Origin of the sequence: Streptomyces sp. NPDC085481, from assembly GCF_044541845.1 — a bacterium.
GTDB lineage: Bacteria > Actinomycetota > Actinomycetes > Streptomycetales > Streptomycetaceae > Streptomyces.
The window spans coordinates 141,914-154,797 of sequence record NZ_JBITTJ010000004.1; the positions used below are offsets into that span (position 1 = coordinate 141,914).

The 12,884-nt window shown below is 71.5% G+C and carries 14 protein-coding genes and 1 pseudogene; 8 read left to right on the top strand and 7 right to left on the bottom strand.

Annotated elements, in window-relative coordinates:
• Window positions 1-59 precede the first annotated feature (59 nt).
• Window positions 60-329, bottom strand: coding sequence for a hypothetical protein (locus ACIGEZ_RS11530; protein ID WP_399829000.1), 270 nt, complete (start codon window positions 327-329; stop codon window positions 60-62).
• A gap of 109 nt (window positions 330-438) precedes the next feature.
• On the opposite strand from ACIGEZ_RS11530, the gene ACIGEZ_RS11535 reads away from it, so the two are divergent.
• Both ACIGEZ_RS11535 and ACIGEZ_RS11540 read left to right on the top strand, forming a co-directional pair.
• Window positions 439-822 (top strand): hypothetical protein, encoded by a 384-nt coding sequence (locus ACIGEZ_RS11535; RefSeq protein WP_399829003.1) that lies wholly within the window; start codon window positions 439-441, stop codon window positions 820-822.
• Window positions 823-1,036: 214 nt separating this feature from the next.
• Window positions 1,037-2,308, top strand: coding sequence for an Ig-like domain-containing protein (locus ACIGEZ_RS11540; RefSeq protein ID WP_399829006.1), 1,272 nt, complete (start codon window positions 1,037-1,039; stop codon window positions 2,306-2,308).
• 62 nt (window positions 2,309-2,370) lie between these two features.
• On the opposite strand, the gene ACIGEZ_RS11545 is transcribed toward ACIGEZ_RS11540, so the two are convergent.
• The gene (locus tag ACIGEZ_RS11545) at window positions 2,371-3,237 is read right to left on the bottom strand and encodes a helix-turn-helix transcriptional regulator (protein WP_399829008.1); all 867 of its coding nucleotides are present in this window, start codon (window positions 3,235-3,237) and stop codon (window positions 2,371-2,373) included.
• Between the two features lie 128 nt (window positions 3,238-3,365).
• On the opposite strand from ACIGEZ_RS11545, the gene ACIGEZ_RS11550 reads away from it, so the two are divergent.
• Both ACIGEZ_RS11550 and ACIGEZ_RS11555 read left to right on the top strand, forming a co-directional pair.
• Window positions 3,366-4,409 (top strand): NAD(P)-dependent alcohol dehydrogenase, encoded by a 1,044-nt coding sequence (locus ACIGEZ_RS11550; protein ID WP_399829011.1) that lies wholly within the window; start codon window positions 3,366-3,368, stop codon window positions 4,407-4,409.
• A gap of 101 nt (window positions 4,410-4,510) precedes the next feature.
• Window positions 4,511-4,861: pseudogene (locus ACIGEZ_RS11555) on the top strand (DUF1330 domain-containing protein).
• A gap of 7 nt (window positions 4,862-4,868) precedes the next feature.
• Here ACIGEZ_RS11555 and msrA read toward each other — a convergent pair.
• Entirely contained in the window at window positions 4,869-5,528 is a 660-nt protein-coding gene (gene msrA / locus ACIGEZ_RS11560) for a peptide-methionine (S)-S-oxide reductase MsrA (protein ID WP_399829013.1), read from the bottom strand.
• A 170-nt stretch (window positions 5,529-5,698) separates the two neighbouring features.
• Window positions 5,699-6,805 carry a hypothetical protein gene (locus ACIGEZ_RS11565; RefSeq protein WP_399829015.1) on the bottom strand — a complete coding sequence of 369 codons (1,107 nt, stop codon included), beginning with the start codon at window positions 6,803-6,805 and terminating at the stop codon, window positions 5,699-5,701.
• A gap of 73 nt (window positions 6,806-6,878) precedes the next feature.
• Here ACIGEZ_RS11565 and ACIGEZ_RS11570 point away from each other — a divergent pair, with 73 nt between their 5' ends.
• Window positions 6,879-8,033 carry a cystathionine gamma-synthase gene (locus ACIGEZ_RS11570; protein ID WP_399829018.1) on the top strand — a complete coding sequence of 385 codons (1,155 nt, stop codon included), beginning with the start codon at window positions 6,879-6,881 and terminating at the stop codon, window positions 8,031-8,033.
• 85 nt (window positions 8,034-8,118) lie between these two features.
• Here the strand turns inward: ACIGEZ_RS11570 and ACIGEZ_RS11575 are convergent, their stop codons facing one another.
• From ACIGEZ_RS11575 to ACIGEZ_RS11585, 3 genes are read right to left on the bottom strand one after another with little or no spacing between them, the layout of a single operon-like run.
• Window positions 8,119-8,370 carry a hypothetical protein gene (locus tag ACIGEZ_RS11575; RefSeq protein WP_399829020.1) on the bottom strand — a complete coding sequence of 84 codons (252 nt, stop codon included), beginning with the start codon at window positions 8,368-8,370 and terminating at the stop codon, window positions 8,119-8,121.
• On the bottom strand, window positions 8,367-8,813 hold the full coding sequence (locus ACIGEZ_RS11580; protein WP_399829022.1) for a sigma factor-like helix-turn-helix DNA-binding protein: 447 nt from the start codon (window positions 8,811-8,813) through the stop codon (window positions 8,367-8,369). Before ACIGEZ_RS11580 ends, ACIGEZ_RS11575 begins: the two co-directional genes overlap by 4 nt.
• 31 nt (window positions 8,814-8,844) lie before the next feature.
• The gene (locus ACIGEZ_RS11585; RefSeq protein WP_399829025.1) at window positions 8,845-9,372 is read right to left on the bottom strand and encodes a MarR family winged helix-turn-helix transcriptional regulator; all 528 of its coding nucleotides are present in this window, start codon (window positions 9,370-9,372) and stop codon (window positions 8,845-8,847) included.
• 147 nt (window positions 9,373-9,519) lie between these two features.
• On the opposite strand from ACIGEZ_RS11585, the gene ilvA reads away from it, so the two are divergent.
• The 3 genes from ilvA to ACIGEZ_RS11600 all read left to right on the top strand — a co-directional run bounded on the left by ilvA (window position 9,520) and on the right by ACIGEZ_RS11600 (window position 12,846).
• Complete coding sequence (gene ilvA / locus ACIGEZ_RS11590) at window positions 9,520-10,755, top strand: threonine ammonia-lyase (protein ID WP_399829027.1); 1,236 nt, start codon at window positions 9,520-9,522, stop codon at window positions 10,753-10,755.
• Window positions 10,756-10,927: 172 nt separating this feature from the next.
• Window positions 10,928-11,992, top strand: a complete 1,065-nt coding sequence (locus tag ACIGEZ_RS11595; protein WP_399829029.1) for an ATP-binding cassette domain-containing protein — start codon at window positions 10,928-10,930, stop codon at window positions 11,990-11,992.
• Entirely contained in the window at window positions 11,989-12,846 is an 858-nt protein-coding gene (locus tag ACIGEZ_RS11600) for an ABC transporter permease (RefSeq protein WP_399829030.1), read from the top strand. Before ACIGEZ_RS11595 ends, ACIGEZ_RS11600 begins: the two co-directional genes overlap by 4 nt.
• The last annotated feature ends 38 nt before the right edge of the window (window positions 12,847-12,884 follow it).

Below are 12,884 nucleotides of genomic sequence, written 5' to 3' on the forward strand. Positions count from 1 at the left end.
GGGGCGGCCCTTCGCGTCGTACGGGACGTCTCGTACGGAACGCGTCGTACGGGGACGGGTCAGCCGGCCCGGCCGCCGCGCCGCATCGCCAGCGTCACGAAACCCGCCCCGACCCCCAGGAACGCCGTCCCGCCCAGCAGGTACGGCGTGGTGTCGAACCCGCCCGTCTCGGCGAGCCGTCCCTCCCCGTTCTCGTCCGTCGTGGAGCTCTGCCCCCGGTCGGCGGAGCGCTGCTCGTCGGTGGCGTTCGCCGACGGGACGAACCACAGGGCGCAGAGCAGTGTCCCCGCGGCAGTGGCGGTGAGCAGCGGACGTCGGGCGACGGACACGTTGATTCGATCCCCCTTGCGGAAACCGCGAATTGGCAGGTGGGCAGATGCTAGTGAACACAGCGGGTCGTGGGAAAGCCGAGCCCTCCCGGCGCTCTACGCTCCGCCCATGAGCACTTCCGAGACATCACGCTTTGTACGCCTTCGGGTCGACCTCGTCCTGGAGGTCGACGGACCGGCCGAGCTCGCCGAGGCCGCCGCCGGCCGGATCGACGCCGACGAGTTCATGCCGGAGGAGGAGCGCGTGCACGCCCGCTCCGCCGTCGGGGAGGACAGTGCCGAGGCCCTCGCCTACCTCACCGAGCCCTTCGACCTGGTCCGTACCGTCCCCGGCGTCGAGCTCGTGCAGGCCTCCTGGACCAGCGAGGAGATCGACTACGACCCCGATGCCATGGAGTGGGACCTCGACGACGAAGATGGTGCGAGGGAACACGACGAACACGACGCCGACGACACCGACGCCGCCGCCGACACCGCAGCAGACCGGAGCTGACCCCGCGCACCCCGCCACCGGGGCCCCGGGACCGCGGTGTCCCGGGGCCCTTCGCACCCCGCGCATGGGGAACGGGGCAGGGGGTACGGGAACCGAACGCTCCGCCGGAGCGTGTCGGGCATCGGGCAGTGGTGTTCCCCACATACCCCCCGGTTACGGAACCGGAAGGGGTCTCATGGGTGTTTCAGTGAGAAGTTGGCAGGTATCGGCGACGATGGAGAAGCGTGTGATGACGTACGGCAAGCGCCGCAAGAGCCTGGCGGCCGCCGCCGCGGTGCTCGGTGGCGTGCTGGTGCTCTCGGCGTGCAACGACGGCGACAAGGGCGGCAGCGCCGCCGACGCCTCCCAGAGCGCACAGTCACAGGCCCAGGTCGACGAGGCAGCCGCGCAGAAGACCTCCAAAGCGCAGATCACCATCGCGCCGAAGAACGGCACCCAGAACGCGTCGATCAACGACGACGCCAAGGTCACCGTCACCGAGGGCAAGCTCACCGAGGTCACCATGACCTCCGCCGAGGGCGCCACGGTCAAGGGCGAGATATCCGCCGACGGCCTGAGCTGGAAGCCGAGCGGCCAGCTCAAGCGCGGCACCGTCTACAAGATCGCGGCGACCGCCAAGGACGCCGCCGGTCTCGAGGCCCACGAGAACTCCTCGTTCACCACCGTCTCGCAGGCCAACAGCTTCATCGGCAACTTCACGCCGGAGGACGGCTCCACCGTCGGCGTCGGCATGCCGGTCTCGATCAACTTCAACAAGTCGATCACCGACAAGAAGGCCGTCCAGGGCGGCATCACCGTCACCTCCAGCACCGGCCAGGAGGTCGTCGGCCACTGGTTCAACACCCAGCGGCTCGACTTCCGCCCCGAGAAGTACTGGACCGAGGGCTCGACCGTCACCATGAAGCTGGACCTCGACGGTGTCGAGGGCGCGAACGGTGTCTTCGGCGTCCAGCAGAAGACCGTCACCTTCAAGATCGGCCGCAACCAGGTCTCCACGGTCGACGTCGCCGCCAAGACGATGACCGTCAAGCAGGACGGCCGCACGATCAAGACCATCCCGATCTCCGCCGGCTCCCCGGACAACACCACCTACAACGGCGAGATGGTGATCTCCGAGAAGTTCAAGGAGACCCGGATGAACGGCGCCACCGTCGGCTTCACCGACGACGACGGCAAGGGCGAGTACGACATCAAGGACGTGCCGCACGCCATGCGCCTGTCCACCTCGGGCACGTTCATCCACGGCAACTACTGGGGCTCGCGCTCGATCTTCGGCTCGGTGAACACCAGCCACGGCTGTGTGGGCCTCGCCGACGTCAAGGGCGCCGGCGACCCGAACCAGCAGGCCGCCTGGTTCTTCGACCACTCGATCGTCGGTGACGTGGTGGTCGTCAAGAACTCCAAGGACAAGACGATCGCGCCCGACAACGGCCTCAACGGCTGGAACATGAGCTGGTCGGCGTGGAAGGCCGGCTCCGCCGTCTGACCGGTCCGCACCCCGCGCGAACGGCCCCCTCGTGACCGAGGGGGCCGTTCGCCTGCGTACGGTCAGTTCCGTACGTCGACGTCCTCCTCCACGCCCCACTGTGCGAGCAGCCGCAACGCGTCCGCCGACGGCGAGTCCGGCTCCGCGTGGTACGTCACGAGCACCAGGTCCGGATCGTCACCGGACACCTTGAGGGACTCGTACGCCAGTGTCATCTCGCCCACCAGCGGGTGCCGCAGCCGCTTCGTGCCGTGCCCCTTGTCGGTCACCGTGTGCGCCGCCCACAGCGAGCGGAACTGCTCGCTCCTGACCGACAGTTCGCCCACCAGGGACAGCAGCTCCTGATCGTCCGGATACATGCCCGCGTACAGCCGCAGCACGCTCACGACCTCGGTCGCCTTGCACTCCCAGTCGACGTACAGATCGCGCGCGTTCGGGTCGAGGAAGATCATCCGGGCCATGTTCCGCTCGCGCGGATCCCAGGCGGCGAAGTCGCCCAGCAGTGCCCGCGCCAGCCTGTTCCAGGCCAGGATGTCGCCCCGCCGTCCCAGGACGAAGGCCGGCACCCCCTCCATGGCGTCGAGGAGGTGCGCGAGGCCCGGCCGCACCTTCTGCGGGCGGGCGATCGCCGCCCGCTGCCGCTTCTTCACGGTCGGCTTCGCCAGGTGCGTCAGATGCGCCCGCTCGGTGTCGCTGAGCCGCAGTGCCCGTGCGATCGAGTCCAGGACCTCCGTCGACACGTTCTTGCCGTTGCCCTGCTCAAGGCGCGTGTAGTACGCCACGGACACCCCGGCCAGCTGTGCCAGCTCCTCGCGGCGCAGGCCCGGCACCCGGCGGTGCCGCCCGAACTCGGGCAGCCCCACGTCCTGTGGCTTCAGGCGCGCCCGGCGGGTCCGGAGGAATTCGCTGAGTTCGGCACTGAGGTCCATAGCTCCCCAGTATTCCCGGTCCGGCGCGGTACCGGACGGACGTTCCTGACCCTGCCAGTGGTAGGCACGCCGGTCGTAGGCAGGACAGAGGGCTGGGTGGACCGGGCCCGCCCCGGCAGGCTTCCCGTATGACCACGAACGTTTCCGCTTACGCAGCGCCCGCCGCCAACGCCCCGCTGGAGCGCACCACCGTGCCGCGCCGGGCCGTCGGCGAGCACGACGTCCTCATCGAGATCAAGTACGCCGGCATCTGCCACTCCGACATCCACCAGGCCCGCAACGGCTGGGGCGAGGGCATCTTCCCGATGGTGCCGGGCCACGAGATCGCCGGAATCGTCACCGAGGTCGGCCCCGGCGTCACCCGGCACCAGGTCGGCGACCGCGTCGGCGTCGGCTGCTTCGTCGACTCCTGCCGGGAGTGCGCGTACTGCCGGCGCGGCCTGGAGCAGTACTGCGTGACCGGCGGCACCGGCACGTACAACGCCCTCGACAAGAACGGCGAGCCGACCTACGGCGGCTACTCCAGCCACATCGTCGTCGACGAGAACTACACCCTGCGCATCCCCGAGGGCATCGCCCTCGACGAGGCCGCGCCGCTGCTCTGCGCCGGCATCACGCTCTACTCGCCCCTCGCCCACTGGCAGGCCGGCCCCGGCAAGAAGGTCGCCATCGTGGGCCTCGGCGGCCTCGGCCACATGGGCGTCAAGATCGCCCACGCGCTCGGCGCCGAGGTGACGGTGCTCAGCCAGTCCCTGAAGAAGCAGGAGGACGGCCTCAAGCTGGGCGCCGACCACTACTACGCCACCAGCGACCCGGAGACCTTCACGCGGCTGGCCGGCAGCTTCGACCTGGTGATCTCCACGGTCTCCGCGCCGCTGGACTTCGACGCCTACCTGAGCCTGGTCAGGACCGACGGCGCCCTGGTGAACGTCGGCGCCCCGGAGGAGCCGGTCAAGGTCGGTCTCTTCTCCCTCATCGGCGGCCGCAAGACCCTGGCCGGCTCGATGATCGGCGGCATCGCCGAGACCCAGGAGATGCTGGACTTCTGCGCGGAGCACGGCCTCGGCGCGGAGATCGAGCTGATCAGCGCCGACCGGATCAACGAGGCGTACGAGCGGGTCATCGCCTCCGACGTGCGCTACCGCTTCGTGATCGACGCGTCGACGATCTAGGGGTGTCCCGCCCGGGCTCGAACGGGCTCGGGACATGCGGCGGCCGGGGTATGACCTCCGGGGTAATCGACCCCGTGGCCATGCCCCGGCACGCTGTCCCCATGACCGCATACGCCATCGGAAACCTGCACCCGAAGCCCGTCCTCGACGAGGAGGTCTTCACCTACATGGAGCGGATTCAGGCCACCCTCGACCCCTTCGGCGGCCGCTTCCTCGTGCACGGCGCCCCCGACCGCGAGGCCCGCGAGGGCCGGTGGCCCGGCGCCCTGGTGATCATCGCCTTCCCGGCCTACGAGAACGCCCGGGCCTGATACGACTCCGCCCCCTACCAGGCCCTGATCCCCCTCCGCACCCGCCACATGGCAGGCGACGTCCTCCTGGTCGACGGCGTCCCCGAGGGCTACGAGGCCGCCGCCACCGCGGCCCGGCTGCGGTCGGCGACGACCGCGTGAGTCCCGGTCACCCGGCCTTCGCGACCCCGATCGGGCAGGAGACGCCCGTGCCGCCGATGCCGCAGTAGCCGGCCGGGTTCTTGTCCAGGTACTGCTGGTGGTAGGGCTCGGCCGGGTAGAAGGTGCGGCCCTCGGCGGGGAGGAGCTCCGTGGTGATCGTGCCGTAGCCCGAGCCGGTCAGGACCTTCTGGTAGGCCTCGCGGGAGGCGTCGGCGGTCGCGGCCTGCTCGGGGGAGTGGGTGTAGACGGCGGAGCGGTACTGGGTGCCGACGTCGTTGCCCTGGCGGAAGCCCTGGGTCGGGTCGTGGGACTCCCAGAAGAGCTTCAGGAGCTGCTCGTACGAGACCTTCGACGGGTCGAAGACCACGCGGACGGCCTCGGTGTGGCCGGTGAGACCCGAGCAGACCTCCTCGTACGCCGGGTTCTGCGTGTATCCGCCCTGGTAGCCGACGAGGGTCGTGTAGACGCCCTCGGTCTGCCAGAACTTGCGCTCGGCTCCCCAGAAGCAGCCCAGGGCGAAGTCGGCGACCTCCAGGCCCTCCGGGTACGGGCCGAGGAGCGGGGTGCCGAGGACCGTGTGGCGCTCCGGGACCCGGAACTCGGGCTCCGGGCGCCCGCGCAGGGCCTGGTCGGGAGTGGGGAGCACGGGGGTGCGGGACAGGAACATGCGGCATCTCTCCTCGACGGTGGGCTCTCCGCACAACGCCGCCCCCTCCCCCGGGATTCCCTGGGCCTGTCCCTGATGCGCCGGACGGGCCCTCGGGGGTGTCTCGCCGATCAGGCCGGATCAGGGCGCGGTGCCGGGCGCCGCGAGCCCGGCACGACCGACGGGACCCCTTAGCCCGGCAGCGTCGCCGGAGTGCCGCCGTTGGCCTCGTAGCCGGCCACCGCCAGGTTCCGGTAGACCGTGTACTCCAGGGCCGGGTCCGTGTTCAGCGTCCACGGCAGGGCGCCCACGTAGCCGTCGACCTGGCGCAGGAGGCGCATGGCCTCGGTCCAGCGCTCGGCGCGGATCAGGAAGTGCACGAGCAGGTGGCGTACGTGCGACAGCATCGGGTCGTCCGGGCGCGCCGAGTGCACCGCGTACAGGGCGCCCTCCATGGCCTTGGACACCACCGCCGTCCGGTAGTAGTCCGTCACGATCACGAGGTCCGGCTGGTGCTCGAAGACCGCGAACAGCGGCAGCGCCGCGAGCAGCGAGCCCTGCGGGGCACGGGCCGCGGCCGTCGTCGCGAAGTGGTCGGCCTCCTCGCGCGAGCCGTGCCACTTCTCGCACCAGTAGTGCAGCGCCGCCAGATGCGCGCCCATGTGCTGCGGCGCGCGGTCGATGACCTTCGCCCACAGCTGGTCGAACTCCTCGTGCGCGTACCCGAGTCCACGGGCCACCGCCAGCTCCGAGATGTACGGCACGGGGTCGCCCGGCGACAGCAGCGCCGCCTGCCCGCACGCCGACCGGGCCTCCTCCAGGATGATCCGGAAGTCGTCCGCGCCGGCCGCCGAGGAGCGCCACGCCTGCTGCACCAGGAACTCCGCGTACACCTGCGCCCCGCCCGGGTCCTTCGGCGCCTCCGCCCGCCACGTCCGCAGCCACGCACCGCCGACGCCCGGGCGCTCGGCCAGCTCCAGCGAGGCCGCGCCCGCGAAGGCCTGGACCCGCTGCCAGCGCGTCTCGCCCTCCTTGTCCGTGCCCTTCAGGAGCTGCGAGGCGGCCCGCCAGTCCTGCGTCGCCTGGACCACGTCAAGGACGTCCAGGAGGTCGCCGTCCGGCCCCGGCAGCCGTACGTCCTGCTGTTCCTGACGGAGGAAGCCGTACGCCTCCGGGTCCGCCGCGTCGGGTGAGCCGGGGGCCGCGAGCCGGATGCCACCGCCGCGGCGGCGCAGCACGAAGGGACCCAGGACTCCGAAGAGCAGCCCGAGCGCGATCAGGAACCACAGAATCTCCATGCGTCCATTGTCCAGGACTCTGGCCGAGACATGAGGCGGCGGGCGGGCCTCCTCAGGACTACGCTCCTGCCTCATGAGCGACCAGCACTCCCACCAGAACTTCGAGACCCGCGCCATCCACGCGGGCAACACCGCAGACCCGCTGACCGGCGCGGTCGTCCCGCCCATCTACCAGGTGTCCACCTACAAGCAGGACGGTGTGGGCGGGCTGCGCGGCGGCTACGAGTACAGCCGCAGCGCCAACCCCACCAGGACCGCCCTGGAGGAGAACCTCGCGGCCCTGGAAGGCGGCAGCCGCGGCCTCGCCTTCGCCTCCGGCCTCGCCGCCGAGGACTGCCTGCTGCGCACCCTGCTCGTCCCCGGTGACCACGTGGTCATCCCCAACGACGCGTACGGCGGCACGTTCCGCCTGTTCGCCAAGGTCGTCGAGCGCTGGGGCGTGGACTTCTCCGTCGCGAACACCTCCGACGTCGAGTCGGTGCGCGGCGCCCTCAACGAGCGTACGAAGCTGATCTGGGTCGAGACCCCGTCGAACCCGCTGCTCGGCATCACCGACATCGAGGCCGTCGCGGGCGTGGCCCGCCAGGCCGGCGTGAAGCTGGTCGTCGACAACACCTTCGCCTCGCCGTACCTCCAGCAGCCGCTCGCGCTCGGCGCGGACGTCGTCGTCCACTCGCTGACCAAGTACATGGGCGGCCACTCCGACGTCGTCGGCGGCGCCCTGGTGACGGCCGACGCCCAGCTCGGCGAGGAACTGGCGTACCACCAGAACGCGATGGGCGCGGTCGCCGGCCCGTTCGACTCCTGGATCGTGCTGCGCGGCATCAAGACGCTCGCCGTCCGCATGGACCGCCACAGCGAGAACGCGGGCAAGATCGTCGAGATGCTGACCCAGCACCCGAAGGTCACCCAGGTCCTCTACCCGGGCCTGCCGGAGCACCCCGGCCACGAGATCGCCGCCAAGCAGATGCGGTCCTTCGGCGGCATGATCTCCTTCCGCGTGGAGGGCGGCGAGGAGGCGGCCGTCGAGGTCTGCAACCGCGCCGGGCTCTTCACCCTGGGCGAGTCCCTCGGCGGCGTCGAGTCGCTGATCGAGCACCCGGGCCGCATGACGCACGCGAGCGTCGCGGGCTCCGCCCTGGAGGTTCCGGCCGACCTCGTCCGCCTGTCCGTCGGCATCGAGAACGTCGAGGACCTGCTGGCGGACCTGCGCCAGGCCCTCGGCTAGTCACAGCCGGTCAGTCGTACGTCCGGGCCGGGCGTCCCCGTCCGCAGGGGCGCCCGGCCCGACGCGTACCCGGCTGCGGCGCGCCTCACCACCCCTCCAGCGGCGGCGTCGTCCCCGCAGGCGGGGCCTCCCACGGCCGGACGACCGAGGCCCAGACGACGAAGGCGCAGACCGCCACCGCGAGCAGCGTCCACCACACCCGCCGCAGCGCCCGGTACCGGTGCAGCAGCCGGGTGCCCCGCGCGGTCGCCCGGGCGGCGAGGTCGCCGGGGACGTGCGGGTGCCCGGTCTCCAGCATCCGGCGCACCTCGTCCTCCTTGCGCTCGTGACGGTTCACGACGCCGCCCGCAGCGCCGAGACCGAGCGCGCGCAGATCGCCCGTACCCGCTCCTCGGGCAGCCCGAGGAGCGCCGCGGTCTGCTCCTCGGCCACCCCCTCGTACAGCCGGAGCACGACCACGAGCCGCTCCTGCGGGGTGAGGCCGGAGAGCACCCCGCCCCGGCCGCGGTGGTGCCGCCAGGCGGTGCGGGCGAACCGCAGGGCGAGGTCGGCGCGGGTCAGGTCGTACGGGTCCTCGCCGCGCAGCCGCTCCCAGTGGGCGTAGGTGTGCGCGAGGGAGGCCGTCAACAGGCCCTGGGCGAGGGGGTTGCGGTGCGCGGGCTCGGTGGTGAGCAGGGTCGCGGCGTGCAGCAGCCGGCCCGCCGCCCCGGCCACGAACGCGTGGAACTCCCGGGCGCGGGAGGTGTTTTCGCCGCTCCGGGCGTACCTCCGCTCCTGCACGTCCTCATATGAGGCCAGGCCGCGCGCCGGGTCAAGACTTCGGTGCGGACTCCGCCCCGGGCGCGGCCTCCTGGGCGGCCGGCAGCCCCGACTGGCGGGCCGACAGCGCCGAGTTGAAGCGCGTGAGCAGGGTGCAGAAGGAGTCGCGCTCGGCGGGCGTCCACCCGTCCGTCACCTCGGCCATCAGCTGCCGGCGGGAGGCGCGCACCTCCTCCAGGCGGGCCTGCCCGCGCGGGGAGAGCTGGAGCACGACCGCGCGCCCGTCCTCGGGGTGCGAGGTGCGCTTGACCAGGCCGGTGTCGACGAGCGGGGCGACCTGGCGGGTGACCGTGGAGGAGTCGATGCCCATGCCGGCGGCGAGCGCCTTGACGCCCATCGGACCCTCCTGGTCCAGCCGGTTGAGCAGCAGGTACGCGGCGCGGTCCATGGAGTTGCGCAACTGCCCGGTGCCGCCGAGCCGGGTCTGCTCGGCCCGCCGGGCGAAGACGGCCACCTGGTGCTGGAGGGCGTCGAGGAGACCGGGGTCAAGCTCAGTCGTCATGTCCTGAGATGTGGGCATGGCTGTGGGGGCTCTCTCGTGCGGTGGTCGGTTGGTGGGGGACAGAGTACGCGGACCTGCCGGGGTCCGTACCTGCGCTGCGCAAACCGACGGGGACGCCGGTTCGCCGGACGGCCAGGGGGCCCGTGAGCTGCGAGACTTGCTGTCATGAGCTTCCGTACGCCAGACCCCTTGCACCCCCTGATCCTCGACGACGTGCGCGGGGCGCAGAAGATGCTGGCGGGGGTGGCCCGGGTGACCGCGATGGAGGGCAGCCGTCATCTGTCCGGTCTGGTGGGGGCGCCGGTCCACCTCAAGTGCGAGAACCTTCAGCGGACCGGCTCGTTCAAGCTGCGCGGCGCGTACGTGCGGATCGCGGGGCTGCGGCCCGAGCAGCGGGCGGCCGGTGTGGTCGCCGCCTCGGCCGGCAACCACGCGCAGGGCGTGGCACTGGCCTCGGCCCTGCTCGGGGTGCACGCGACGGTCTTCATGCCGGTGGGTGCCCCGCTGCCGAAGGTGGCGGCGACCCGGGAGTACGGGGCGGAGGTGCGGCTGCACGGCCACGTCGTGGACGAGACCCTGGCGGCCGCCGAGGAGTACGCGCGGGAGACCGGCGCGGTCTTCATCCACCCCTTCGACCACCCGGACATCATCGCCGGCCAGGGCACGGTGGGCCTGGAGATCCTGGAGCAGTGCCCGGAGGTGCGGACGATCCTGGTGGGGGTCGGCGGCGGCGGTCTGGTGGCCGGGATCGGGCTCGCGGTGAAGTCGGTGCGGCCCGATGTGCGGGTGATCGGTGTGCAGGCGGAGGGCGCGGCGGCGTACCCGCCCTCGCTGGCGGCGGGGCACCCGGTGGCGATCGAGTCGCCGGTGACGATGGCGGACGGCATCAAGGTGGGGCGCCCCGGCGACGTGCCGTTCGAGATCGTCCGGGAGTACGTGGACGAGGTGCGCACCGTCTCGGAGGACGCGCTGTCCTCGGCGCTGCTGCTCTGCCTGGAGCGGGCGAAGCTGGTGGTCGAGCCGGCCGGCGCGAGCCCGGTGGCGGCCCTGCTCGCCGATCCGGGGTCCTTCCGGGGCCGGGGGCCGGTGGTGGCGGTGCTGTCCGGCGGGAACGTGGACCCGTTGCTGCTGCAGCGGGTCCTGCGGCACGGCATGGCGGCCGGCGGCCGCTATCTGAGCCTGCGGGTGAAGGTGACCGACCGGCCGGGCGCGCTCGCGACGCTGCTCGCGGTCCTGACGGTGGTGGACGCGAACGTGCTCGACGTGAGCCACGTACGGACCGATCCGCGGCTCGGCCTGACGGAGGTGGAGGTGGAGCTGCACCTGGAGACGAAGGGCCCGGAGCACTGCGAGGAGGTCGGGGCGGCGCTGCGGGACGCGGGGTACACGGTGCTGCGCTGACGGCTCGCGACAGATCGCGTTGTCCACAGGCAGCGCGCGAGCGGGTTGTGGGTCGCGATGTATCGCGTTAGCGTGTGGTCCGGGTCACGGGCACGCCGGGCGTTGCCCGCCCGGCGTACCTAGACTTGGACGGAAACGCTCGAATTCGCCTGAATCATCTGGGAGACCCCACATGCAAGGCGCGATCCACGCCGAAGGTCTGGTGAAGACCTTCGGCGACGTACGAGCTCTGGACGGCGTCGACCTCGATGTGCCCGAGGGCACCGTCCTGGGCCTGCTCGGCCCGAACGGCGCGGGGAAGACGACCGCCGTGCGCGTCCTCACCACACTGCTCCAGCCCGACAGCGGAAGAGCCTTCGTGGCCGGAATCGACGTGCTCGAACACCCCGACGAAGTGCGGCGTTCCATCGGCCTGTCCGGCCAGTTCGCCGCCGTCGACGAGTATCTGACGGGCCGGGAGAACCTCCACATGGTCGGCCGGCTCTACCAGATGAGCGCCAGGAGCGCGAAGGCCAGGGCGGGCGAGCTCCTGGACCGGTTCAACCTCGCCGACGCCGCGGACCGCACCGCCAAGACCTACTCCGGCGGCATGCGCCGCCGCCTCGACCTCGCGGCCGCGCTCGTCGTCTCCCCGCCGGTCATGTTCATGGACGAGCCCACCACCGGCCTCGACCCCCGCAACCGGCAGGCCCTGTGGGAGGTCATCCAGGAACTCGTCGCGGCCGGCACGACCCTCCTCCTCACCACCCAGTATCTGGAGGAGGCCGACCACCTGGCCGACGACATCTGCGTCGTCGACCACGGCAAGGTCATCGCCCGCGGCACCTCCGACCAGCTCAAGGCCCAGACCGGCGGCGAGCGCGTCGAAGTCGTCGTCCACGAACGCGAGATGATCCCGCCCGCCCGCGAGGTCCTCGCCCGCTACGGCCTGGCCGGCATCGGCCACGGCGACATCGCGGTCGAGCAGCACACCCGCAAGCTGACCGTCCCGGTCGCCGGCGGCGCCAAGCTGCTCGCCGAGGTCATCCGGGACCTGGACGCCGTCGGCGTCGAGATCGACGACATCGGCCTGCGCCGCCCCACCCTCGACGACGTCTTCCTCTCCCTCACCGGCCACACGGCCGAGCGGGAGGACGAGAACGGCGAGAACGGCGAGGGCCGCCCGCCGGACGCCCGCGGCGGGCGGGCCGTCAGGGAGAAGGCGGTCAAGGAGAAGCCGAAGGAGGCGGCCAAGTGACCGCGATCACCGACACCGTCACGCGGCCGAAGGCGCGCGGGCCCATCGCCCAGTCGATCGGCGACTCGCTGGTCGTCACCAAGCGCAACCTCATCCGGATGTCCCGCATCCCGGAGATGGTCATCTTCGGGCTCATCCAGCCCGTGATGTTCGTGATCCTCTTCACGTACGTCTTCGGCGGCTCCATGCAGATCGGCAACTCGACCGACCCGGACGTCTACAAGAACTTCCTGATGGCCGGCATCTTCGCCCAGACGGTCACCTTCGCCACGGCCGGCGCGGGCGCGGGCATCGCCGACGACATGCACAAGGGCCTCATCGACCGTTTCCGCTCCCTCCCGATGGCACGCGGTGCGGTCCTGACCGGCCGCACCCTGGCCGACCTCGTGCAGACCGCGCTGACGCTGACGGTCCTCGCGCTCGTCGCGCTGCTCGTGGGCTGGCGTCCGGGCTACGCGGCGCCGACCAACTTCGGAAAGATCATGGCCGGCTTCGGCCTGCTGCTGCTCCTCGGATACGCCTTCACGTGGATCGGCGCCCTCATCGGCCTGTCCGTGCGCACGCCGGAGGCGGCCACCTCGGGCGGCCTGATCTGGCTCTTCCCGGTCACGTTCATCTCGAACGCGTTCGTGGACTCCAGCAACCTGCCCGGCTGGCTCCAGCCCATCGCGGAGTGGAACCCGTTCAGCGCCACCGTGCAGGCATGCCGCAAGCTCTTCGGCGATCCGGGCCTGTCGCCGTCCGATGCCTGGCCGATGCAGTACCCGGTGTGGGCCTCACTGATCTACTCGTTCCTGATCATCGTGCTGTTCCGGACGCTGTCGGTGCGGAAGTACCGCTCGGCGACGGCGTGAGACCGCCGCCGAACGGTCGCGCGCCGGTCGGTTCGCCG